The sequence below is a fragment of the Acidovorax sp. Root568 genome (assembly GCF_001427445.1).
Classification (GTDB): domain Bacteria; phylum Pseudomonadota; class Gammaproteobacteria; order Burkholderiales; family Burkholderiaceae_C; genus Acidovorax; species Acidovorax delafieldii.
The window spans coordinates 21,773-45,098 of the sequence record NZ_LMGP01000010.1; the positions used below are offsets into that span (position 1 = coordinate 21,773).

Annotated in this window: 15 protein-coding genes and 2 tRNA genes; 7 read left to right on the forward strand and 10 right to left on the reverse strand. The window is 65.2% G+C overall.

Features of this window, described 5'->3' with window-relative positions; all coding sequences use genetic code 11:
• Positions 1 to 5: 5 nt before the first annotated feature.
• From ASD75_RS06725 to ASD75_RS06740, 4 genes are all read right to left on the reverse strand, one after another.
• Entirely contained in the window at positions 6 to 764 is a 759-nt protein-coding gene (locus ASD75_RS06725; protein ID WP_056744184.1) for an arginyltransferase, read from the reverse strand.
• Entirely contained in the window at positions 761 to 1,516 is a 756-nt protein-coding gene (gene aat / locus ASD75_RS06730) for a leucyl/phenylalanyl-tRNA--protein transferase (RefSeq protein ID WP_056744186.1), read from the reverse strand. Before aat ends, ASD75_RS06725 begins: the two co-directional genes overlap by 4 nt.
• A gap of 112 nt (positions 1,517 to 1,628) precedes the next feature.
• A tRNA-Asn gene (locus ASD75_RS06735) sits at positions 1,629 to 1,704 on the reverse strand.
• Between the two features lie 66 nt (positions 1,705 to 1,770).
• Positions 1,771 to 1,846: transfer RNA gene (locus ASD75_RS06740), tRNA-Asn, on the reverse strand.
• A 164-nt stretch (positions 1,847 to 2,010) separates the two neighbouring features.
• Here ASD75_RS06740 and def point away from each other — a divergent pair.
• Positions 2,011 to 2,550, forward strand: a complete 540-nt coding sequence (gene def, locus ASD75_RS06745; protein WP_056067371.1) for a peptide deformylase — start codon at positions 2,011 to 2,013, stop codon at positions 2,548 to 2,550.
• A 33-nt stretch (positions 2,551 to 2,583) separates the two neighbouring features.
• On the opposite strand, the gene ASD75_RS06750 is transcribed toward def, so the two are convergent.
• Complete coding sequence (locus tag ASD75_RS06750; RefSeq protein ID WP_056744188.1) at positions 2,584 to 5,184, reverse strand: [protein-PII] uridylyltransferase; 2,601 nt, start codon at positions 5,182 to 5,184, stop codon at positions 2,584 to 2,586.
• 95 nt (positions 5,185 to 5,279) lie between these two features.
• Positions 5,280 to 6,095 (reverse strand): type I methionyl aminopeptidase, encoded by an 816-nt coding sequence (map, locus tag ASD75_RS06755; RefSeq protein WP_056744190.1) that lies wholly within the window; start codon positions 6,093 to 6,095, stop codon positions 5,280 to 5,282.
• 137 nt (positions 6,096 to 6,232) lie between these two features.
• On the opposite strand from map, the gene purL reads away from it, so the two are divergent.
• The gene (gene purL, locus ASD75_RS06760; protein ID WP_056744192.1) at positions 6,233 to 10,240 is read left to right on the forward strand and encodes a phosphoribosylformylglycinamidine synthase; all 4,008 of its coding nucleotides are present in this window, start codon (positions 6,233 to 6,235) and stop codon (positions 10,238 to 10,240) included.
• Between the two features lie 186 nt (positions 10,241 to 10,426).
• Here the strand turns inward: purL and ASD75_RS06765 are convergent, their stop codons facing one another.
• Positions 10,427 to 11,116, reverse strand: coding sequence for a methyltransferase (locus ASD75_RS06765; RefSeq protein WP_056744194.1), 690 nt, complete (start codon positions 11,114 to 11,116; stop codon positions 10,427 to 10,429).
• A 233-nt stretch (positions 11,117 to 11,349) separates the two neighbouring features.
• On the opposite strand from ASD75_RS06765, the gene ASD75_RS06770 reads away from it, so the two are divergent.
• The 4 genes from ASD75_RS06770 to egtB all read left to right on the forward strand — a co-directional run bounded on the left by ASD75_RS06770 (position 11,350) and on the right by egtB (position 15,432).
• On the forward strand, positions 11,350 to 12,336 hold the full coding sequence (locus ASD75_RS06770; protein WP_056067381.1) for a DUF808 domain-containing protein: 987 nt from the start codon (positions 11,350 to 11,352) through the stop codon (positions 12,334 to 12,336).
• 129 nt (positions 12,337 to 12,465) lie between these two features.
• Positions 12,466 to 13,056, forward strand: coding sequence for an OmpW family protein (locus ASD75_RS06775; RefSeq protein ID WP_015013729.1), 591 nt, complete (start codon positions 12,466 to 12,468; stop codon positions 13,054 to 13,056).
• A gap of 240 nt (positions 13,057 to 13,296) precedes the next feature.
• Positions 13,297 to 14,214: an L-histidine N(alpha)-methyltransferase gene (egtD, locus tag ASD75_RS06780; protein WP_056744196.1), complete on the forward strand. Its 918-nt coding sequence runs from the start codon at positions 13,297 to 13,299 to the stop codon at positions 14,212 to 14,214.
• 12 nt (positions 14,215 to 14,226) lie between these two features.
• Positions 14,227 to 15,432: an ergothioneine biosynthesis protein EgtB gene (egtB, locus tag ASD75_RS06785; protein ID WP_056744198.1), complete on the forward strand. Its 1,206-nt coding sequence runs from the start codon at positions 14,227 to 14,229 to the stop codon at positions 15,430 to 15,432.
• Between the two features lie 204 nt (positions 15,433 to 15,636).
• Here the strand turns inward: egtB and ASD75_RS06790 are convergent, their stop codons facing one another.
• The 3 genes from ASD75_RS06790 to ASD75_RS06800 form a co-directional block, all read right to left on the reverse strand.
• Entirely contained in the window at positions 15,637 to 16,920 is a 1,284-nt protein-coding gene (locus tag ASD75_RS06790) for an O-acetylhomoserine aminocarboxypropyltransferase/cysteine synthase family protein (protein WP_056744200.1), read from the reverse strand.
• A 169-nt stretch (positions 16,921 to 17,089) separates the two neighbouring features.
• A complete protein-coding gene (locus tag ASD75_RS06795) occupies positions 17,090 to 19,783 on the reverse strand; it encodes a cation-translocating P-type ATPase (RefSeq protein WP_056745088.1) in 2,694 nt (897 codons plus the stop codon).
• Positions 19,784 to 19,838: 55 nt separating this feature from the next.
• Entirely contained in the window at positions 19,839 to 21,842 is a 2,004-nt protein-coding gene (locus ASD75_RS06800) for a U32 family peptidase (RefSeq protein ID WP_056744202.1), read from the reverse strand.
• A gap of 196 nt (positions 21,843 to 22,038) precedes the next feature.
• Here ASD75_RS06800 and ASD75_RS06805 point away from each other — a divergent pair, with 196 nt between their 5' ends.
• On the forward strand, positions 22,039 to 23,193 hold the full coding sequence (locus ASD75_RS06805; protein ID WP_056744204.1) for a branched-chain amino acid ABC transporter substrate-binding protein: 1,155 nt from the start codon (positions 22,039 to 22,041) through the stop codon (positions 23,191 to 23,193).
• Positions 23,194 to 23,326 lie beyond the last annotated feature (133 nt).

Genomic DNA, 23,326 nt, shown 5'->3' on the forward strand with positions numbered 1-23,326 from the left:
CGTATTCAGGTGCTCGCGTGGCCGGTGTCTGCTACCCGGTGCCATAGCCCATCGGTACGGATTTCATGCGGCACAAAGCGTGCCTTGTAGTTCATCTTGGGGCTGGTTTCTATCCAGTACCCCAGGTAGACATGGGGCAGGCCAAGTGCATGGGCTTGCGCAATTTGCCACATGACGTTGTAGGTGCCGTAGCTGCAATGGGGCTCGGGTTCGTAAAACGTATACACGGCAGACAGGCCGTCATCGAGCACGTCAAGAATGGAGACCATCTTGAGCGCACCGGGTTCGCCTGATGCGTCGGTCTCGCGGAACTCCACCAGTCTTGAGTTCACCCTGCTTTGCAGGAGAAACTGTGTGTACTGGTCGATGCTGTCATGGTCCATGCCACCGCCTGCATGGCGGCCGTTCTGGTAGCGCAGGTACAGCTGGTAATGTTCGGGCACAAAACACAGCCGTAGCACCCGGGCCTGCAGTTGGCCGTGGCGTGTTGCCGCGCGTCTTTGGCTGCGATCAGGCTTGAATTCGTTGACCAGGACCCGCAGCGGTGTACACGCCTGGCATCCGTCGCAATAGGGGCGGTAGGTGAACATGCCACTGCGGCGAAACCCTTTGGTTACGAGGTCGGAATAGAGATCGCTCTGGATCAGATGGCTGGGGGTGGCGACCTGCGATCGTGCTTGACGGTCCGGCAGGTAACTGCAGGGGTAGGGGGCTGTCGCGTAAAACTGCAGGGTCTGCAGTGGAAGGTCATTGAGTTGCGTCATGCCGGATCGATCTTGGGTGGCAGCAGCTCGTTCCAGTATACGGGCTCAAATCTCCAGGGGATGGCAGGCTGTTGTCGCGCTTTGTCCACATGTACCAGGAAATCGGCACGGGGTATTTCCCGGCCGCCCAGGGAGGTCAGGTGCCGCGTATTCTGCTGGCAGTCAATCAAGGTGATGCCATGACGGCGGCACAGGCAGACCAAGGCTGCAAGAGCGATCTTGGAGGCGTCGGTCGCATGGGCAAACATGGATTCTCCGAACACCGCACGACCCAGTGCCACGCAGTACAGGCCCCCTATGAGTTGGTCGTCCACCCAGGTTTCCACGCTGTGGGCATGGCCTGCTCGGTGTAAATCAGTGTAGGCGTTCACCATCTCCGGCACGATCCAGGTTCCAGCCTGGCCCTCGCGTTCCTTGGTAGCACAAGCCGTGATGACGTCCTGGAATGCGCTATCGACGCGTATTTCGCAATGCACTTGCCTGCGAAACGCCTGCAGCCGTTTGTTCAGTGATCGATGCAGCCGAAATTCCGACACTGGCAGCACCATGCGCGGATCGGGTGCCCACCACAGGATGGGTTGCCCAGGGCCATACCAGGGAAAGGTACCCTGCGCATACGCGGCACGGAGGCTGTCCACATCCAGTGCACCACCTGCGGCCAGCAGTCCCGGCGCAGGGTCACCCTCTCCCCACGCAAGGGTCGGGGCGGGAAGGGGGTCGTCAGGTTCGAGCCAGGGGAGTTGCGGGGGCATGCGGGTGTGTGTCGCAAAGGCACTATTGTCTGGCAAGCACTGGCGCGCTGCGTGGTGGGGTTTCGGCCAACAAAAAAGCCCCACACTCAGAAAGTGTGGGGCTTTTTCAGATTGGCTCCTCGACCTGGGCTCGAACCAGGGACCTACGGATTAACAGTCCGGCGCTCTACCGACTGAGCTATCGAGGAATGATCGGTATCTATCAACTGACTAATTAAAAGGCCCCGCTTTTTCATGCAGGGCCTGCAAATTCTTGGCTCCTCGACCTGGGCTCGAACCAGGGACCTACGGATTAACAGTCCGGCGCTCTACCGACTGAGCTATCGAGGAACAAGACTTAGATTATATACACAAAAATTGTCCCGAATCCACAAAACTGACTGCATCGGTTCGCAAACCCACGCGCCAACCTGAAGCCGCATGGCGCGATATGCTGGGCACCCTGCTGCCAATTTGGCGGTCTGTGCCTTGTCTCCAAGTCTGTCTCATATTTCATGACCATCCACACCATTTTGAAAATGGGCGACCCCCGCCTGCTGCGCGTGGCGCAGCCTGTCACTGCGTTCGACACTGACGAGTTGCATCAGCTGGTGCGGGATATGTTCGAGACCATGGCCTCCGTGAACGGAGCCGGCCTTGCCGCGCCGCAGATTGGGGTAGATCTGCAACTCGTGATCTTTGGTTCCAACGACCGCAATCCGCGCTATCCGGATCGGCCGCTTGTGCCGCCCACCGTACTGCTCAACCCGGTGATCACGCCCCTGGGGGTGGAAGAAGAGGAAGACTGGGAGGGTTGCCTCTCCGTGCCCGGCTTGCGCGGCAAGGTGCCCCGCTGGTCGCGCATCCGCTACACAGGTTTCGATCTGTACGGCGACCCCATTGACCGCACGGTAGATGGCTTCCATGCGCGTGTCGTACAGCACGAATGCGACCACCTGATCGGCAAGCTGTATCCCATGCGGGTGCGTGATTTCACGCAGTTCGGTTTTACCGAGGTGCTGTTCCCGGAGATCAGTGCCACCGAAGACGACTGATAGGGATCCTCTCCTGGGCCTATCCCTGCGCGGTCAGGACGACAGTTCCTGCAGCAGCTCGGTTTCGATCTGGATCTGGCGGGCGTTGTTCTGCAGCTCTGGGCCCTGGATGAGAAAGGTGTCTTCCACCCGCTCGCCCAGGGTACTGACCTTGGCCAGTTGCACGCTCAGGTGGTGCTGCGCCAGGATGCGTGCCACGAGATAGAGCAGGCCGGCACGGTCGCTGGCCGAGATCGCCAGCAGCCAGCGCTGCGCCTTTTCGTCGGGGCGCAAGGTCACCCGGGGCGCTACCGGAAAGCTCTTGACCCGGCGTGACACCCGCTTGCGGGTGGGTTCTGGCAAAGGGCCGCCTTCCTCGATCACGCGCATCAGGTCGCTCTCCACCATGTGGGTCAGCTCGCGGTAGTGCCCTGGCTGCTCCGATGCCGAAGAGGCCACGACCTGAAAGGTGTCCAGCGCATAGCCGTTGTTGGCGGTGTGAACCCGCGCATCGAGGATGCTGAAACCCACACGGTCGAAGTAGCCGCAGATGCGTGCAAACAGGTCGGCCTGGTCGGCGGCGTAGACCATCACCTGCAGCCCATCACCCGCCAGCGACTGGCGGGCGCGCACCACCGGCTTGGCCGTGCCCACATGGCGCGACAGGTGGCGTGTATGCCAGGCAATGTCGGCCGCGTCATGGCGCATGAAATAGCTCACATCCAGCGTGGCCCACAGTGCCTTGTGGGCCTCAAAGGGCAGCGCATTCAGCGCCAGCAGCACCAGCGCCTCGCGCTTGCGGGCTTCGATTTCGGCCGCAGCATCGGGTGCGCGGCCACCCAGGGTGCGCAGCGTGGCGCGGTACAGGTCTTCCAGCAGCTTGCCTTTCCAGGCATTCCAGACCTTGGGGCTGGTGCCACGGATGTCCGCCACCGTGAGCAGGTACATGGCCGTGAGGTTGCGTTCATTGCCCACGCGGCGTGCAAAGGCAGCAATCACATCGGGGTCGCTCAGGTCCTGCTTTTGCGCCACAGTGCTCATGGTCAGGTGCTCACGCACCAGAAACTCGATGAGCCGGCCATCTTCGCGGTCCACGCCGTGCTGGCGGCAAAAGCGCCGCACTTCTTCAGCGCCGATTTGCGAGTGGTCGCCACCGCGTCCCTTGCCAATGTCATGGAAAAGCGCCGCCACATACAAAATCCAGGGCTTGTCCCAGCCGCCCGCCAGTTGCGAGCAAAACGGGTATTCGTGCGCATGCTCGGCCATGAAGAAGCGGCGCACATTACGCAGCACCATCAGGATGTGCTGGTCCACCGTGTAGACGTGGAACAGGTCATGCTGCATCTGCCCCACGATGCGACGAAACGGCCACAGGTAGCGGCCTAGCACCGAGGTCTGGTTCATCAGCCGCATGGCGTGCGTGATGCCCGAGGGCTGCTGCAGGATGCGCATGAAGGCATCGCGGTTGGCCGGGTCTCGACGGAAGGCGCTGTCCATCACGCCGCGTGCGTTGTACAGCGCGCGCAAGGTGCGCGCCGACAAGTCCTTGAGTCCGACCGTGGTCTGGTAGAGCAGGAAGGTCTCCAGGATCGCATGCGGGTCGCGGGTGTAAAGGTCGTCGCTGGCCACCTCGATAAGACCCGCCTTCTCAAAGAACCGTTCGTTGATTGGACGCGGCTCATGGGTCGATGGGTTCAGGCGCTCTTCAATGTTGAGCAGCAGTATCTGGCTGAGTTGCGACACGGCCTTCGCTGCCCAGTAGTACCGCCGCATCAGACTTTCGCTGGCCCGCATGGGCAGGCGCGAACCATCGGGTGCTTGCGAGCGGTAGCCGAACGACTCGGCCACAGCGGTCTGCAAGTCGAACACCAGCCGGTCTTCGTGCCGCCCGGCCGCTGCATGCAGACGGGCGCGGATCAGGCACAGCAGCGCCTCGTTGCGCTCGATCTGGCGCACTTCAAAGGCCGTGGCCAGGCCACTGGTGGCCAGTTCCTTCCAGTTGCTGCCCAGCCCGGCAGCCTGTGACACCCACAGGATCATCTGCAGGTCCCGCAGCCCGCCGGGCGACTCCTTGCAGTTGGGCTCCAGTGAATAGGGCGTGTTCTCGTACTTGGTGTGGCGCTGGCGCATCTCCAGGGTCTTGGCGACCAGAAACGCCTGGGGGTTCATCTGCGCGCGGTACTGGCGCTGGAATTCTGCAAACAGCGCGGCGCTGCCGCACACCAGCCGCGATTCGAGCAGCGAGGTCTGCACAGTGACATCGCCCGCGCTTTCGGCAAGGCAATCGGCCACCGTGCGCACGCTCGATCCGATCTCCAGGCCCGTGTCCCAGCAGCTGCCGATGAAGCCTTCCAGCTTTGTGCGCAATGCACTGCCGGCCTCGGGCGCCGTGCCGTCGGGCAGCAGCAGCAGGACATCGACATCGGAATAGGGGAACAACTGGTCGCGCCCAAATCCGCCGACGGCCACCAAGGCCATATCGTCGGGCAGCTCAGCACGCTGCCACAGGGTCTGCAGCAGGTTGCCCGCCAGCGACGACAGCTTGCGCAGCAGCACACGGATGCCGCGTGTCGATGCGCCGGTGGATTGCATGGCCGCCAGCAGCGCGGCCTTGTCGCTGCGGTAGGCGTCGCGCAGGGCATGGAGTTCAGTCATGGTCGGTAAGTATCGTGGGAGGCCATGAAAAAGCCATGCAAGAGTTGTGCAAGCGGCTGCCCTTTTGCGCGGGAACCGGTGGCCCGGCGCTCACCTCAGGTCTTGGTGGCGGTCACAAAGGACGGCAGCGGGGGCGAACCCGCTGACAACGTCATCACCTCGTAGCCCGTGGGCGTGACCAGTACCGTGTGCTCCCACTGGGCCGACAGGCTGTGGTCCTTGGTCACGATGGTCCAGCCGTCGTTGCCAAATTCCTTCACGTCGCGGCGGCCGGCATTGATCATGGGCTCGATGGTGAACACCATGCCGGGTACCAGTTCTTCGAGCGTGCCGGGCTTGCCATAGTGCAGCACCTGGGGTTCTTCGTGGAACTTTTGGCCAATGCCGTGGCCGCAGAACTCGCGCACCACCGAGAAGCCGTGCCCTTCGGCAAACTTCTGGATCGCGTGGCCGATATCACCCAGCCGCGCGCCGGGCTTGACCTGCACGATGCCATGCCACATGGCTTCAAACGTCAGCGCTGACAGGCGCTTGGCGGCGATCGAGCATTCGCCGATCAGGAACATACGGCTGTTGTCGCCGTACCAGCCGTCCTTGGTGATCACGGTCACGTCCACATTGACGATGTCGCCCTTCTTGAGCGGCTTGTCATTGGGGATGCCGTGGCACACCACATGGTTGACCGAGGTGCACAGTGAAGCCGGGTAGGGCGGGTAGCCCGGTGGCTGGTAGCCCACGGTGGCCGAGATGGTGCCCTGCTGGGCCATGCATTCGGCGCCCAGGCGATCGATTTCTTTGGTGGTGATGCCGGGCTTGATGTGCGGTGTGATGTAGTCCAGCACTTCGGAGGCCAGACGGCAGGCCAGGCGCATGCCCTCGATGTCCTCGGCGCTTTTGATGGTGATGCTCATGGCGCAATTATCCCATTGGGCCCCCGGCTGCGCAGGCGGCCCGGCCATGCCCGGTAAAATGGAGGGCTCCGGTGCTGGTTGCACGCTGGCGCCCGGAGCCACCCTCTACCCCTGACACCCCCCAACAGGCCGCTACCGTGACCTTGCACATGACCACGCTGGCGGGCGGCAACGCCCTCAGCTCCTTCCGCGCCCAGCAACTTCAACCCGCCCTGGAGGCGATCCACCCCAAGATCAGTGGCATTGCAGCGCGTTTCGTGCACCTGGTCGCCACCGATGCGGCCCCCACTCCTGCAGAACAAGAACGCCTGGCCGCGCTGCTGACCTACGGCGACCCCTACGCGGGCCCTGAAGACGGCGCCGCGCTCATCGTCACGCCCCGCCTGGGCACGCTGTCGCCCTGGGCCTCCAAGGCCACCGACATTGCGCGCAACTGCGGCATCGCCATCCGCCGTGTCGAGCGCATCACCGAGTACCGCGTCAGCCTGAAATCCGGCCTGCTGGGCAAGACGCCCGAGCTGACGGCCGAGCAACTGGGCCATATCGCGGCCCTGCTGCACGACCGCATGACCGAATCGGTGGTGGCCGACCGCAGCGCCGCAGCCGCCCTCTTCACCGAACTGCAGCCCGCCCCCATGGAGCATGTGGATGTGCTGGCCGGTGGTCGCGCGGCACTCGAAGCGGCCAACACCCGCTTCGGCCTGGCCCTGGCCGACGATGAAATCGACTACCTCGTGACCGCCTTCACGGGCCTGAAGCGCAACCCCACCGACGTGGAACTGATGATGTTCGCGCAGGCCAACAGCGAACACTGCCGCCACAAGATCTTCAACGCCGAGTTCACCATCGACGGCGTGGCGCAGGGCAAGAGCCTGTTCGGCATGATCCGCAACACGCACCAGCTGGCGCCCCAGCACACGGTGATCGCGTATTCAGACAACGCTTCGGTCATGGAAGGCCATCAGGTGGAGCGTTTTGTGGCAAAAATGGCCGCAAGCGCTAGTGAATCAAGCGCCAATAGCTATCAAAAAAGTAGCGTCGCCCAGCATGTGTTGATGAAGGTGGAAACGCACAACCACCCCACGGCCATCTCGCCCTTCCCTGGCGCTTCGACCGGCGCGGGCGGCGAGATCCGCGACGAAGGCGCCACGGGCCGGGGCTCCAAGCCCAAGGCGGGTCTCACGGGTTTCACCGTGTCCAAGCTCTGGGGCAGCACCGTGGGCAAGCCGGAGCACATTGCCAGCCCGCTGCAGATCATGGTCGAAGGCCCCTTGGGCGGCGCGGCGTTCAACAACGAATTCGGCCGTCCCAACCTGAACGGCTACTTCCGCGAGTACGAGCAGAACGTCGGCGGTGTGCAGCGTGGCTACCACAAGCCCATCATGATCGCGGGCGGTGTGGGCGTGATCGATGCAGAGCTGACGAAAAAGATCGAATTCCCTGCAGGCTCGCTGCTGATCCAGCTGGGCGGCCCCGGCATGCGCATCGGCATGGGCGGCAGCGCGGCGAGCTCCATGGCCACCGGCACCAATGCGGCCGAGCTGGACTTTGACTCGGTGCAGCGCGGCAACCCTGAGATCGAGCGCCGTGCACAAGAGGTCATCAACCACTGCTGGGCACAGGGCACGAACAACCCCATCCTGGCCATCCACGACGTGGGCGCGGGCGGTTTGTCCAACGCCTTCCCCGAGCTGACCAATGATGCTGGCCGCGGCGCGCGCTTTGACCTCCGTGCCGTGCAGCTCGAAGAGTCCGGCATGAGCCCGAAGGAAATCTGGAGCAACGAGTCGCAAGAACGCTACGTGCTGGCGATTGCGCCCGAATCGCTGGAGCAGTTCAAAGCCTTCTGCGAACGCGAGCGCTGCCCGTTTGCCGTGATCGGTACGGCCACCGAAGAGCGCCAGCTGGTGTTGCACGACCCCGCTGCCACGGCCGACGACCAGAAGCTCCCCGTGGACATGCCCATGAACGTGCTGCTGGGCAAGCCGCCCAAGATGCATCGCGACGTGAAGACCGTGGTGCGCGAATTTGCACCGATGGACTTGACCGGCGTGCCGCTGCAAAAGGCCGTGATCGATGTGCTGGCCCATCCCACGGTCGCCTCCAAGCGCTTCCTCATCACCATTGGCGACCGCACCGTGGGTGGCCTGTCGCACCGCGACCAGATGGTCGGCCCCTGGCAAGTGCCCGTGGCCGATTGCGCCGTGACGCTGGCCGATTACAAGGGCTTTGCGGGTGAAGCGATGAGCATGGGCGAGCGCACGCCGCTGGCCGCCATCAACGCGCCCGCCTCGGGTCGCATGGCCGTGGCCGAGGCCATCACCAATCTGCTGGCTGCGCCCATTGAGCTGCCGCGTGTGAAGCTGTCGGCCAACTGGATGGCCGCCTGCGGCGAGCCCGGCGAAGACGCTGCGCTCTACGAAACCGTGAAGGCCGTGGGCATGGAACTGTGCCCCGCGCTGGGCGTGTCCATCCCCGTGGGCAAGGACAGTCTGTCCATGCGCACGCAGTGGAATGAAGGTTCCGACAAGAAGAAAGTCACCTCGCCCGTCAGCCTGATCGTGAGCGCCTTTGCTTCGCTGTCCGACGTGCGGGGTACGCTCACTCCCCAGCTCAACGCCACCGAGGCCGATACCACGCTGGTGCTGATCGACCTGGGCAAGGGCCAGAACCGCATGGGCGGCAGCATCCTGGGCCAGACGCTGGAGCAAAGCGGCGACGTGGTGCCCGATGTGGACGACCCCAAAGACCTGGTCAACTTGGTCAACGCCGTGAACGCACTGCGCGCCAAGGGCCATATCCTGGCCTACCACGACCGCAGCGATGGTGGCCTGCTGGCCGCAGCAGCCGAAATGGCCTTTGCAGGCCATGTGGGCGTGGCGCTCAACGTGGACATGCTGGTGACTGAAGGCGACGGCATCAGCGACAGCCGCATGGAAACCGGTGACGCCAAGAACTGGGCGCAGCAGGTCAGTGCCCGCCGTGAAGAACTGACGCTCAAGGCGCTGTTCAACGAAGAGCTGGGTGTGCTGCTGCAAGTGCGCACCGCCGAGCGCAACGATGTGATGCAGGTGCTGCGCGAGCATGGCCTGTCCAAATTCAGCCACTTCGTGGGCAAGACGCGCCCAGTGTCGTCCGAAATCGACGCAGGCAAGGGCGAACTCCAGGTCTGGCGAGATGCCAAGGCCGTGTTCAGTGCCTCGCTGGCCGACCTGCACCAGGTGTGGGATGCGGTGAGCTGGAAGATCTGCCAGCAGCGCGATAACCCCGCCAACGCCGATGCCGAGCACGCTGCAGCGGGCGAGCCCACCGACCCGGGCCTGCACGTGCACCTCACGTTCGACGCGGCCGACAACGTGGCCGCGCCGTACCTCAACCTGGCCAAACCCAAGGTCGCCATCCTGCGCGAGCAGGGCGTGAACTCGCACATCGAGATGGCCTACGCCTTCACCGAGGCGGGCTTCGAGGCCTACGACGTGCACATGACCGACCTGCAGACCGGCCGCGTCCAGCTCGAAGACTTCAAGGGCGTGGTGGCCTGCGGCGGCTTCAGCTATGGCGACACGCTGGGCGCTGGCATTGGCTGGGCGCGGTCCATCACCTTCAACCCGGTGTTGGCCGCACAGTTCCAGGGCTTCTTCGGTCGCACCGACACGTTCGGCCTGGGCGTTTGCAACGGCTGCCAGATGTTTGCCGAGCTGGCCGACATCATCCCCGGCGCACAAGACTGGCCACGCTTCACCACCAACCAGAGCGAGCGCTTCGAGGCCCGCCTGTCGCTGGTGGAAGTGCTCGAATCTCCCAGCCTGTTCCTGCAGGGCATGGCCGGCAGCCGTTTGCCCATTGCCGTGGCGCATGGTGAGGGTTATGCCAACTTCAAGTACCGGGGCAACGCCGACAAGGCCATCGCTGCGATGCGCTACGTGGACAACCACGGCCGCGCGACGGAGCAGTACCCGTTCAACCCCAACGGCAGCGCGGGTGGCCTGACGGCAGTGACCACGGCCGACGGCCGCTTCACGGCCATGATGCCGCACCCCGAGCGCGTGTTCCGCAACGTGCAGATGAGCTGGACCAGCGAAGACAAGGCGCAGTACAGCGGCTGGATGCGCATCTGGCGCAACGCGCGCAAGTGGGTGGGGTAGCAGGGGGCATCCCCCTGAGCGGCTGCGCCGCTTCCCCCTTCTCTCGATTCGCTGCGCGAATCGGGAAGAGGGACGCAGCCCTCGCTGCGGGGCGGCCCTTGCTCGGCTGCCCTGGCGCTTAGGGTGCGCGGGCTCGGCGGTCTGATGGTGGCGCTATCGCGCCGGGCCAACCCTTCAAGGTCGTGTTCAGGCCGCTGTTAAGGTGCGCTGGTACATCAGCAGTCGGCCCTTGTAGGCCGGGCGGTCTTCCTGCGCGGGGTGGTCCAGTCGCTCTTCCACCACCTCGAAGCGGTGGACCGCCATCTGTTTGTGAAAGCTGGAGCGGTTGCCCCGGTTCGGGTCCACGATCCAGATCTGTGCGCCGTCGCCTGCGTGGTGGTCCAGAAAGGTGGCCAGGGACGCACGGGCGTCGCGTTCGTACAGCACATCGCTGCCGATGATGAGGTCGAACTGGCCTTGCACCGCGTTGGCCGGTGCTGGCGCGTCCGAGCCCCACTGACCCGTACGGTACTTCACGGGTGACAGGCCGTTCAAGCGCGCGTTTTCCTGCAGAAATTGTTGGGCCAGAGGATGGCAGTCGCTGGCAGTGACATCGATACCGCGCCGGTGGCACACCAGGCTGGCCAGACCCAGTCCGCAGCCGATCTCCAGCACACGTTCGCCCGCCAGCAGGGGGCGGCTGGCCATGCGCTGGGCCAGCTGCGCGCCCGACGGCCACAACAGGCCGAAGAGGGGCCAGGCGGCCGATGAGATACCCAGCGCCTCGGCGGCGCCCAGTGGGTCGGCAAACTGCTGCTTGTCCAGCAGCGACTGGATGATCAGGTCTGCCGCGCCGGTGATGGCGATGTCTTCTTGCTTGGTCAGGTAGCCGGGCATGGCGGGGCGGTGAAGCCCGCAGAAGGCCCCATAGCGGGTAGTGGATGAGGGCGCGAGTATGCGCCTTGTGGCTGGGCAGGCATGCCCGCAGGCGGTGTGGGGCTATCTGCGAATGGCATGGCCGCTGCACGACGATGGGGCTTGCGCGGCGGTTGCCTGTGCGTTGCTATAGTGCGGCGCACACCGGCGGCTTGTTCGCCGCATTTTTTTGCGACTCATCCCAAGGACTTCCCATGGCCGCTGGCAGCCTGCTTGCTTTGCTCGACGATATCGCCACCATCCTCGACGATGTGGCCTTGATGACCAAGGTGGCGGCCAAGAAGAGCGCTGCCATGGCCGACGATGTGTCGGTGATGACCAAGGTGGCTGCACAGAAGACGGCGGGGGTGCTGGGGGACGACCTGGCGCTCAACGCCCAGCAGGTGACCGGGGTGCGCGCTGAGCGCGAGATTCCGGTGGTGTGGGCGGTGGCCAAGGGCTCGTTCATCAACAAGGTCATCCTGGTGCCCGCTGCGCTGCTGATCAGCGCCTTTGCGCCGTGGGCCGTGACGCCGCTGCTGATGGTGGGGGGCGCCTTCTTGTGCTTTGAGGGCTTTGAGAAGGTGGCGCACAAGCTGCTGCACGCCCAGCATGAGGATGAGGCCGAGCATGAGAGCCACGCCAAGGCCAATGCCAATCCAGCGGTGGATCTGGTGGCCTTTGAAAAGGACAAGATCAAGGGCGCCGTGCGCACGGACTTCATCCTGTCGGCCGAAATCATTGCGATCACGCTGGGCACGGTGGCCGCTGCGCCCTTCGTGCAGCAGCTCACGGTGCTGTCGGGCATCGCCATCATCATGACCATCGGTGTCTATGGGCTGGTGGCGGGTATCGTCAAGCTGGACGACCTGGGCCTGTGGCTCAACAACAAGGCCAGCAGCGCCGCGCGCGCCCTGGGATCGGGCATCCTGCGCGCAGCACCCTGGCTGATGAAGGGGCTGTCCATTGCGGGCACTGCGGCGATGTTTCTGGTGGGCGGTGGCATTCTGGTGCACGGCGTGCCTGCGTTGCACCATGCGGTTGAGGCCGCAGGCACGGCAGCGGCGCAATGGCCCGTGGGCGGGTTGTGGGCGGTGCTGGTGCCCAACCTGCTGAACGCCGTGGTGGGCATCGTGGCGGGTGGCCTGGTGCTGGCCGGGTGGACCCTGGTTCAGCGCCTGCGGGGCAAGTCCACAGCTTGATAGTGGGTATTCCTTGATCTAGGTCTAAGGGTTACTACCGAGGGCTTGAGGTAAGGCAAGGCCGGGTCGTGGCCGCAGCGGTTCAATGCATGCACGGGGGTCGTCCCCGTCCAACCGATGCGAAATACCATGAAAAAGAACCTGCTGGCTGTCGCCGTTCTCTGTGCCCTCTCTTCTGGCGCTGCCCTGGCGCAACAGGCTGAAGGCCCCTGGATGGTCCGTGCACGTGCGGTGCACCTGGACAGCGCCAACAAGGACAGCACACCGCTGGGCCTGTCGGTCAACAACAAGACCATCCCTGAAGTGGATGTGACCTACTTCTTCAACAAGAACATCGCGGCCGAGCTGATCCTGACCGTGCCCCAGAAGCACACGCTCAGCGCTGGCGGCGCAGCCATTGGCACGCTCAAGCACCTGCCCCCCACACTGCTGGCGCAGTACCACTTTGATGCCCCCGGCTTCAAGCCCTATGTGGGCGCAGGCCTGAATTACACGCGTTTCTCGAGCGTGAACCTGCCTGCGGGTGTGAGCATTGACCGCAACAGCTTCGGCCCCGCGCTGCAAGTGGGTGTGGACATCCCGCTGGCCAAGAACCTGTACCTCAACTTCGACGTGAAGAAGGTTTTCATCAAGACCGATGTGAGCGCAGGTGGTGCCAAGCTGGGCACCTTCAAGGTGGACCCCGTTCTGGTGGGCGTGGGTCTGGGCTGGCGCTTCTAAGGGCACAGGGCCCCAGGCGGGCCCTGCGTTCCTGACAATAAAAGTTCTCCAAGGGTCTGAAGGGCTGGCGCATGCGCCAGCCCTTTTTTTTCGGGTGCGGAAATGGCCTACACACGGCAGTCAGCGAGGCAACGCACAATGGGGCAGGGGAGCGTGTGGGGCGGGCCGCAATGTGGGCGCTCCAGGTGCCTCTGCTTTTGACCACCCGGCGGCGCTGCCGCCCCAACGTCCTGACGACCCATGCTCCTGCCTCGCTATTCCGACATCACCCGCGGACTGACCCAGCGGCCCGCACGCATCTCCCCCAAGTATTTCTACGACCAGCATGGCTCGCAGCTGTTTGAAGCCATCACACGGCTGCCGGAGTACTACCCCACACGCACCGAAATGGCGCTGATGCTGACACATGCAGACAGCATCGCGGGCGCCGTGGGCGCAGGCCGCACCCTGATCGAACTGGGCGCGGGCAACTGCCAGAAGGCCCGCACCCTGTGCCGCCTGGTGCAGCCGGCCTGTTTTGTGGGCGTGGACATTTCGGCGGATTTTCTGGAGCAGGCGGTGCAAGGGCTGCGCGACGACTTCCCGGCGCTGGATGCCCGCGCGCTGGCGGGCGACATGACCCTGGGGGTGTCACTGCCTGACGACATTCCCCGCACCGGGCGCCTCGTGTTCTACCCTGGCTCGTCCATCGGCAACTTCGACCCGCCGCACGCGCTGGAGCTGCTGGCCCACATGCGCGAGCTGATCGACGACGATGGCGGCCTGCTCATCGGCATCGATTTGCCCAAGGATGTGGCGGTGCTCGAAGCCGCCTACGACGATGCAGCGGGGGTCACCGCCGAGTTCAACCGCAATGTGCTGAGGCATGTCAACCGCCTGATCGGCAGCGACTTTGACGTGGCGCAGTGGCAGCACCGTGCGTTCTTCAACACCGAGGCGTCGCGCATCGAAATGCACCTGGAGGCTGCCTCTGACACCGAGGTGTGCTGGCCCGGCGGCGGTCGCAGGTTCGACCAGGGCGAGCGCATCCACACCGAGAACAGCTACAAGTACCCGTTGCCCGTGTTCACCGACATGCTTGCGCGCGCCGGTTTTGCGCAGGCCCAGGCGTGGACGGACGAGCGGGGCTGGTTCGCGGTGGTCCACGCCCGTCCTTGACCGGTGGCTGCCATGACCGTGACATCCCCCGCATTTGACACGCTGCTGGCGCGCTACACCGCCGTGCGCGGCCGCTCGCTGACCCTGGCGGCACCACTGTCGCCCGAGGACTGCGCCGCGCAGTCCATGCCCGATGCCAGTCCCACCAAATGGCACCTGGCCCACACCACCTGGTTCTTTGAGACCTTTGTGCTCGAAGCCCACGAGCCAGGTTTTCAGCCGTTTGCACCGGCGTTCCGGGTGCTGTTCAACTCCTACTACAACGGTGTGGGCGCCAAGCACCCGCGTCCGCAGCGCGGGCTGCTCACGCGGCCATCGCTGGACGAGGTGCTCGCCTACCGGGCCGACGTGGACGCCCGCATGGCCCGCCTGTGGCCCGCTGTGGCGCACGACGCTGCGCTGCGTGGCCTGATCGAGCTGGGCCTGCAGCATGAGCAGCAGCACCAGGAGCTGATGCTCACCGACATCCTGCACCTGCTGTCCTGCAACCCCTTGTTCCCCGCCTATGCCAAGGCTTCTGACGCTGTGGCGCCCGAGGCTGGCGAAGCACTGGCGTGGCATTCCTTTGACGGGGGGCTGGCCGATATCGGCCACGCTGGCAACGGCTTTGCCTTTGACAACGAGGGCCCGCGCCATCGTGTGTATCTGCATCCCTACGCGCTGGCCTCGCGGTTGGTGACACAGGCCGAGTATCTGGCGTTTGTGGAAGGTGGCGGCTACCGCAACCCACTGCTCTGGCTGGCCGAAGGCTGGGACTGGCGGGCGGCGCAGGGTCTGGAGCAGCCGCTGTACTGGCATCGCGTCGACGGGGCCTGGCACCAGTTCACGCTGGCCGGCCTGCAGCCGCTGCAGGGCAACCAGCCGGTGGTGCATCTGTCGTACTACGAGGCCGATGCCTACGCGCGCTGGGTGGGCGCGCGCCTGCCCACGGAGGCTGAATGGGAGCATGCGGCCGCGCAGGGTGCCGCTGGCGTGGCGCAGTGGCACGGCGCTGCCTGGCAGTGGACGCAGTCGAGCTACGCGCCGTACCCCGGCTTCCGGGTGGCCGAAGGCGCCGTGGGTGAGTACAACGGCAAGTTCATGGTCAACCAGTACGTGCTGCGGGGCTCGTCCAGCGCCACGCCGCCGGGGCACGAGCGACTGACCTACCGCAACTTCTTTCCGGCCACGGCGCGCTGGCAGTTCACCGGCATTCGGCTGGCACGCGACATCGGCTGAAGGCGGCCAGCGCCTGGCGCTGGCCGTCATTGACCCGCCGCGTTGGGGCCAGCATGACGGCGTCGCTGCGTGCCGTGATCTTGTTTGCTATCAAATATGTAGCTGGTTGCGCATATTCCACTAGCGCTTGGACGCAAAAAGCCTCAAAAGTACGGTGACAGGTGCTTGGCCATGCGCTTTTGGGGGCGCATGGCCATTCGCACATCACACCTTGTCGAGTGCCTGCGCCAGGTCCGCCCGCAGGTCGTCGATGTGCTCGATGCCGACCGACAGGCGCACCATGCCTTCGCTCACGCCCGCCTTGGCCAGCTCTTCGGGGTTGAGCTGGCGGTGGGTGGTGGACGCGGGGTGGGTGGCCAGCGACTTTGCATCGCCAATGTTCACGAGGCGCGTGAAGAGCTGCAGCGCATCCAGGAAGCGCGCACCGGCCGCACGTGGGTCGGCGTCGCTGTTCTTCACGCCAAAGCTCAGGATGCCTGACGCCTTGCCGCCTGACTGGCGTTGCACCAGCGCGTGGTCCGGGTGGTCGGGCAGACCGGCGTAGCGCACCCATTCGACCTTGGGGTGGCTTTGCAGGTACTGGGCAATCGCCAGCGTGTTGTCGCAGATACGGTCCATGCGCAGCGCCAGGGTTTCGATGCCTTGCAGGATCAGGAAGGCATTGAGCGGCGCCAGCGCCGCACCCGTGTTGCGCAGTGGCACCACGCGTGCACGGCCGATGAAGGCGGCGGGGCCCAGCGCCTCGGTGTAGACCACGCCGTGGTAGCTCACGTCGGGCTCGTTCAGGCGCGGGAAGCGTGCCTTGTGCTCCGCCCACGGGAACTTGCCGCTGTCCACAATCGCGCCGCCCACGCTGTTGCCGTGGCCGCCGAGGTACTTGGTGAGCGAGTGCACCACGATATCGGCGCCATGCTCGATGGGGCGCAGCAGGTAGGGGCTGGGCACGGTGTTGTCCACGATCAGCGGCACGCCGTGGTCGTGCGCCACCTTGGCCAGCGCGGCGATGTCGGTCACGTTGCCCAGCGGGTTGCCGATAGACTCGATGAAGATGGCTTTGGTGCGCGCATCAATGTGCTGCGCAAAGCTGGCCGGGTCGCGCGGGTCGGCAAAGCGGGTGGTGATGCCCTGCTGCGGCAGCGTGTGGGCAAAGAGGTTGTAGGTGCCGCCGTAGAGCGTGCTGGCCGAGACGATGTTGTCGCCCGCTTCGGCAATGGTCTGGATGGCGTAGGTGATGGCGGCCATGCCCGAGGCCACGGCCAGCGCGGCAATGCCGCCTTCCAGCGCCGCGACGCGCTTTTCGAGCACGTCGGTGGTGGGGTTCATGATGCGGGTGTAGATGTTGCCCGGCACCTTCAAGTCAAACAGGTCGGCGCCATGCTGGGCGCTGTCAAACGCGTAGGCCACCGTCTGGTAGATGGGCACGGCCACGGCCTTGGTGGTGGGGTCGGGACTGTAGCCTGCGTGTACGGCCAGGGTTTCGATCTGCATGGGTGCTGTCTCTTTCATTGAAGGGATGGGAGTGGAACAACCGGGCTCGGCCCATTGCTGGACGAGGCCCGATGTGCCGATGGCGCGGGCCATTCTGGCACCCTGGACCCCTGGCGTCATCGAATCGTTGGCTATGTGCTTATGACATTCTTGTGCGCCCTGGACTCTTTCAGGCCGAGGGCTCGTCCATGGCGCTGTCCATGGGCTCTGGGGTGGTGCGCCGCGCCTGCTGGCTACGGCGCCAGGCCTTCTCGATTTCCACGACCACCAGCACCACCAGCGCGGCGCCGATGCACAGCACCAGCTCACCCAGGCTCAGCGGCTCGGTGCGGAAGATGGGGTTGAGCCAGGGCACATAGATGGTGGCCATCTGCAGCGCAAAGGTGAGCAGCACGGCACCCAGCAGCGGGCGGTTGCTCAGCAGGCCCAGGCGCCAGATGGGTTCGGATTCGGAGCGGATGGCGATCACATGCGCCATCTGCGCCAGCGTGAGCACGGTGAACACCATGGTCTGCCAGTGCGTGTGGCCGGTGTGCAGAGCCCAGGCCTGCACCGCCAGGCACAGCCCGCCGATGAGCAGGCCCACACCCAGGATGTGCTGCCACATGCCGTGGGCAAACAGGCTTTCGCGCGGCGCGCGGGGCGGGCGCTGCATGATGCCGCGCTCGGCCGGTTCGGCCGCCAGCGCCAGGCCGGGCAGGCCGTCTGTGACGAGGTTGACCCACAGGATGTGGATGGGCAGCAAAGGGATGGGCAACAGCAACAGCGGCGCCAGGAAGATGGTCCAGATCTCGCCCGAGTTGCCCGTCATCGCGTAGCGCACAAACTTGCGGATGTTGTCGTAGATGCGGCGGCCCTCGCGCACCGCCGCGACGATGGTGGCGAAGTTGTCGTCCAGCAGCACCAGGCTCGAGGCCTCGCGCGCCACGTCGGTGCCGCCCTGGCCCATGGCCACGCCGATGTCGGCACGCTTGAGCGCCGGGGCATCGTTCACGCCGTCGCCCGTCATGGCCACAAAGTGGCCCTGGGCCTGCAGCGCCTCGACGATGCGGATCTTCTGCGCCGGGTCCACGCGGGCGTAGACCTGCACCTGCTCCACGCGGGCGCGCAGCGCAGCATCGTCCAGTGTGGTCAGGTCGGCGCCGGTAAGCACCGGGGCATCGCTGCTCTTCACAATGCCCAGGCGGTGCGCAATCGCGCGCGCGGTGGCGGGGTGGTCGCCCGTGATCATCACCGGGGTGATGCCCGCGCTGATGCAGTCGCGCACTGCGGCCTGGGCCTCGGCGCGGGGTGGGTCGATGAGGGCGATCAGGCCCAGCAGCTCCAGCTGGTTTTCTACTGCGTCGATGTCGTTGGTGTCGGGCAGGCGGGCGTGGCTGCGGCGGGCGAGGGCCAGCACGCGCAACCCCTGTGCAGCGAGCTGCTGGGCAGTGGTGAGGACCTTGGCGGTGTCTAGTGCGGCAGCGCCTTCAGGCGTCCAGTGGGCGGTGCAGCGGGGCAGCACGGATTCGGGCGCGCCTTTGGTGTAGGCCACAAAGCCTGCGGCCGCGCGGTGGAAGGTCGTCATGCGCTTGCGGTCGGAGTCAAACGGTTGCTCCTGCACGCGGGGGCTTGCAGCGTCGAGCTGGGCCTTGTCCAGCCCGCCCGCGTGGGCGGCCAGCACCAGCGCGGTCTCGGTGGGGTCGCCCAGCCAGTGGACGCCCGACGGGCCCTCTTCGTTCTTTGCCTGCAGCGTGGCGTCGTTGCACAGCGCGGCGGCGCACAGGGCTTCGGCATGGGCCGCACCGGGCAAGGGGTCGCCGGGCACCCAGCGCACACCGTGTGCCAGCAGCAACTCGGCATGCATGCGGTTCTGGGTCAGGGTGCCGGTCTTGTCCGAGCAGATGGTGGTGACCGAGCCCAGGGTCTCCACCGAGGGCAGGCGCCGCACCAGGGCATGCACCGCCACCATGCGGCGTGCGCCCAGGGCCAGCAGCACCGTGACCACGGCGGGCAGGGCCTCGGGGATGGCGGCCACCGCCAGGCTGATGGCGGTGAGGGCCATGAGCAGCGGCGCCTCGCCGCGCAGCACGCCCACCACAAAGATCACCGCGCAGATGCCCAGCACCGCTATCGCCAGGCGCTTGCCAAACGCCGCCAGGCGCAGTTGCAGCGGCGTGCTGCGGTCGCCGGTGTCGAGCAGCGTGGCCACCTTGCCCAGCTCGGTGCGCATGCCGGTGGCCACCACCAGGCCGCGTGCGCGGCCGTGGGTTGCGGTGGTGCCCTTGAAGGCCATGTTGGTGCGGTCGCCGAGCGCGCCCACGTCGTCGGCTGCCAGGGCTTCGGTCTGTTTGGCTACGGTGACGGACTCGCCCGTGAGGGCCGATTCATCCACCTGCAACTGCGCGATCTCGATAAGCCGCAGGTCGGCCGGGATCCGGTTGCCCGCCTCCAGCAGCACGATGTCGCCGGGCACGAGCACGGTGGCAGGAACCACCTGCACTGTACCGCTGCGCAGCACGGTGGCGTGCGCCGCGGCCAGCTGGCGCAGCGCCGCCATGGCCTGGTCGGCGCGCCAGGCCTGCACAAAGCCGATGACGGCATTGAGCACCACGATGACGAGGATCACCAGCGTGTCGGTGACCTCGCCCACCAGCCCCGAGATGACGGCCGCACCCAGCAGCACCAGTACCATGAAGTCCTTGAACTGGTCGGCCAGCAGGCGCCACCAGGGGCGGTCCTGCGATGCGGCCAACTCGTTGGCGCCATGGGTGGCGCTGCGGCGCAGCGCTTCGTCGGCGTGCAGGCCTGCTTCAGGGTTGACACCATGGGCCTGGGCCACGGCGTCGGTGGGGTGCAGGTGCGGCGCGGTGGATGGGGACATGCGGCGATCGGTGAAACGGGCCGCACGCCCGCACAAGGACTTCTTCGGCGTTGCCTTAGTGCGCGACTTGCGGCCGGGCTTTGTAGAACTGGAGCGGGGCTTCTGGCACCTGGTTCAGCACCTGGCGCTTGATCTTGCCCACCACGTGCATTTCACAGGGCTTGCAGTCAAAGCGCAAGGTTAGCTTCTCCTTGCCGTTGATCAACATCAAGGGTTCGGCCTTGATGGTGCCCTGCACGCCCGTCACGCCCTTGGCCTGCTTGGGGCACAGGCTCATGGAAAAGCGCACGCAGTGCTTGGTGATCATGAGGCTGACTTCGCCTTCTTCTTCATGCGCTTCGTAGGCGGCAGCGATCACCTTCACGCCGTGGCGCACGTAGAAGTCATGGGCCTTGTGGTTGAACACATTGCCCAGGAAGGAGAGCGTGTCCTCGGGGTAGGGCACAGGGGGCTCCACCGGTATGGCACGCGGCAGGCGGGCAAAGTTGCGGGCGCGGTTGGCCTCCAGGTCGGCCACGGCATCGCGGCGCAGCGCGTTGAGCACCGAGGCGGGCACAAACCAGGGCTGCGACAGCTGCAGCGCAATGTCGTGCACCGCAAACACCGTCGCGCCAAAGCGGCCCAGTTGCTCGCGCAGGCTGGCTTCGGCCTTGGTGGCATCGGTGGCGGGTTGATGCGGCTGCTGTACCTCGGCACACCCCGCGTTGCCGTCTTCGTCGGTCAGCATCAGGCTGAAGCCGCTGGGCGTTTCGCTCAGGTGCGCCCACAGGCCGATGCGGCGGTCGCTGGATTTTTTCTCGAGCGTGCGCACCCAGTCCATGTCGCGGTTGCGGTTGACTTCGGTGCCCTTGCGCAGGTCCTTGAAGCCTTCCATCGGGTCCTTGGGGTACACGCGCCACTGGCCCACGGACCGTGCCGACACCGGCTCGGCCACGTTGATGGCCATGCCCACCAGCTCCTTGTGCAGGTCGTAGTAGCACAGGCCATCGCCGTTGTGCAGCACGGTGGCGGGGTCGCTCACCTCCAGCTCCACAAAGTCGGGGCCCACCTTGGTCACCCAGCCGATGGCCTGGCCGGGGTTCTTGGGGGTGTCGAAGGCGCCGATGTCTTCCTTGCGGCCCGTCACGAAGTAATCGGTGAACTCGCGGTTGAAGTTCTGGAGCGGGTCGGGTTTGAATGTGAAAGTGGTGCGCCCGCTGGACGAGCGCGACAGCGGGCGGCCTTGCGCCTCGCGCTCTTCGATGATCTCGTCGAGCAGCGTTCGGTAGTGGGCGGTGATGTTCTTCACATAGCCCATGTCCTTGTAGCGGCCCTCAATCTTGAAGCTGCGCACGCCTGCGTCGATGAGGGCGCGCAGGTTGTCGCTCTGGTTGTTGTCCTTCATGCTCAGCACGTGCTTGTCATGCGCGATGAAGCGGCCCTGCGCGTCCGTCACCTGGTAAGGCAGGCGGCAGGCCTGGCTGCAGTCGCCCCGGTTGGCGCTGCGGCCCGTTTGCGCATGGCTGATGTTGCACTGGCCGCTGTAGGCCACGCACAGCGCGCCGTGGATGAAGAACTCGATGTTGGCGCGGCCGGGGGCATCCACCGGGCCCAGCGCCTTGTGCACGGCGGCGATCTGCTGCACTGTGAGCTCGCGTGCCAGCACGATTTGCGACAGGCCCACATCCTGCAGAAAACGCGCCTTTTCAGGCGTGCGGATGTCGGTCTGGGTGCTGGCGTGCAGCTGGATGGGGGGCAGGTCGATTTCGAGCAGGCCCATGTCCTGGATGATCAATGCATCCGCGCCCGCCTCGTACACCTGCCAGGCCATCTGGCGCGCGGCCTCCAGTTCATCGTCGCGCAGGATGGTGTTGAGCGTGATGAAGATGCGGCTGTTGAAGCGATGCGCGTGCCTGACCAGGCGCTCGATGTCCCGGATGTCGTTGCCCGCACTGGCCCGCGCGCCAAAGGCCGGGCCGCCGATGTAGACGGCATCTGCGCCGTGGTTGATGGCTTCGATGCCAATGTCTGCGTCGCGCGCAGGCGAGAGCAGTTCGAGCTGGTGGGGCAGGAGGGACATGGGGCGTGATTATCCCAGCGTGCCTGGCCGGGCGGTAGGCGCCGGACTCATTAGCCCGGTTAATGCCGGAGCAAATTGCTAAGTTTGCTTAGTAATTTTGCGAAAACGAGGGTTGAGGTGGCTACGATGCGGGGTTTGTTGTGTACAAGTTCGGTGCACAACAGGATGCTTTGACCGACCAAGGAGACTTTGTACCGTGCTGCGCCCCGTTTTCGCTTCTTCGCCCCTGTTCCGAATTTCTGCACTGACCGCCCTTGCGCTGGCGGCCCATCTGGCCTCTGCCCAGGACGTACAGACCGTCAAGATCGCCCACGCAGGCCCGGTGTCGGGCGGCATTGCCCACATCGGCAAAGACACGGAAAACGGTGTGCGTCTGGCCATTGACGACCTGAACGCCCAGAACCTCGTCATCGGCGGCAAGAAGATCAAGTTTGAAATCGCGGCCGAAGACGACGCGGGCGACCCACGCCAGGCCACCGCCGTGGCCCAGAAGCTGTGCGACCAGAAGGTGGCGGGCGTGGTGGGGCACCTGCAATCGGGCACGTCCATTCCCGCCTCGGCGGTCTACGCCAAGTGCGACCTGCCACACATCACGGCCTCGGCCTCCAACCCCGACCTGACCAAGCCCGGCCACAAGACCACCTTCCGCCTGATCGCCAACGACAACGCGCTGGGTGCTGCCCTGGCCTTGTTTGGTGCAGACCACCTCAAGCTCAAGAGCGTGGCCATCATCGACGACCGCACGGCCTATGGCCAGGGCGTGGCCTCGGTTTTCAAGGCGACGGCGCAACAAAAGGGCCTGAAAGTGGTGGCCGAGGAGTTCACTAACGACAAGGCCACCGACTTCATGGCCATCCTCACCGCCATCAAGAACAAGAAGCCCGACGCGATTTTCTACGGCGGCCTGGACGCCCAAGCTGGCCCCATGCTGCGCCAGATGGAGCAGCTGGGCCTGGGCAACGTGAAGTTCTTTGGCGGTGATGCGCTGTGCACCGAGAAGCTGCCCGAACTGTCGGGCAAGACCCCCGCGCTGAAGAATGTGACCTGCGCGACGGGCGGGGCCTCGGTGGACAAGATGCAGGGCGGCTCGGACTGGAAGAAGCGCTACGACGCCAAGTTCCCCGGCCAGTTCCAGATCTACAGCCCCTATGCCTATGACGCCGCCATGGTGCTGGCCGACGCGATGAAGCGCGCCAACTCGGTGGACCCCAAGGTGTTCGCGCCGTTCCTCACCAAGACTGAATACAAGGGCGTGACCGCCAACATCGCCTTCACCGCCAAGGGCGAGTTGACCACGCCCGCCGTGACCTTGTACACGTTCAAGGACGGCAGCCGCGTGGCATTGAACTGAGGTCACTCTCCGGCGTTGCTTCATCGACTCCTGACCCCACGGCCGCTCCATGCGGCCGTTTTTGCGTGCGGCGTTTGGCTTTACAGTCAGATCCCATCGCAAGAACGCGCGGGCCCCCGGTGCCCGCCAAGGA

Bases quoted from the DNA above. Each gene is read 5' to 3' on its own strand.
- def (WP_056067371.1), top strand. From the start codon at position 2,011: ATGACCATCCACACCATTTTGAAAATGGGCGACCCCCGCCTGCTGCGC.
- ASD75_RS06750 (WP_056744188.1), bottom strand. From the start codon at position 5,184: ATGACTGAACTCCATGCCCTGCGCGACGCCTACCGCAGCGACAAGGCC.
- map (WP_056744190.1), bottom strand. From the start codon at position 6,095: ATGAGCATCACCATCAAAAGCGCCGAGGACATCGAGGGCATGCGCCTG.
- ASD75_RS06775 (WP_015013729.1), top strand. From the start codon at position 12,466: ATGAAAAAGAACCTGCTGGCTGTCGCCGTTCTCTGTGCCCTCTCTTCT.
- ASD75_RS06795 (WP_056745088.1), bottom strand. From the start codon at position 19,783: ATGTCCCCATCCACCGCGCCGCACCTGCACCCCACCGACGCCGTGGCC.
- ASD75_RS06790 (WP_056744200.1), bottom strand. From the start codon at position 16,920: ATGCAGATCGAAACCCTGGCCGTACACGCAGGCTACAGTCCCGACCCC.
- egtB (WP_056744198.1), top strand. From the start codon at position 14,227: ATGACCGTGACATCCCCCGCATTTGACACGCTGCTGGCGCGCTACACC.
- ASD75_RS06770 (WP_056067381.1), top strand. From the start codon at position 11,350: ATGGCCGCTGGCAGCCTGCTTGCTTTGCTCGACGATATCGCCACCATC.
- ASD75_RS06725 (WP_056744184.1), bottom strand. From the start codon at position 764: ATGACGCAACTCAATGACCTTCCACTGCAGACCCTGCAGTTTTACGCG.
- aat (WP_056744186.1), bottom strand. From the start codon at position 1,516: ATGCCCCCGCAACTCCCCTGGCTCGAACCTGACGACCCCCTTCCCGCC.
- ASD75_RS06765 (WP_056744194.1), bottom strand. From the start codon at position 11,116: ATGCCCGGCTACCTGACCAAGCAAGAAGACATCGCCATCACCGGCGCG.
- egtD (WP_056744196.1), top strand. From the start codon at position 13,297: ATGCTCCTGCCTCGCTATTCCGACATCACCCGCGGACTGACCCAGCGG.
- ASD75_RS06800 (WP_056744202.1), bottom strand. From the start codon at position 21,842: ATGTCCCTCCTGCCCCACCAGCTCGAACTGCTCTCGCCTGCGCGCGAC.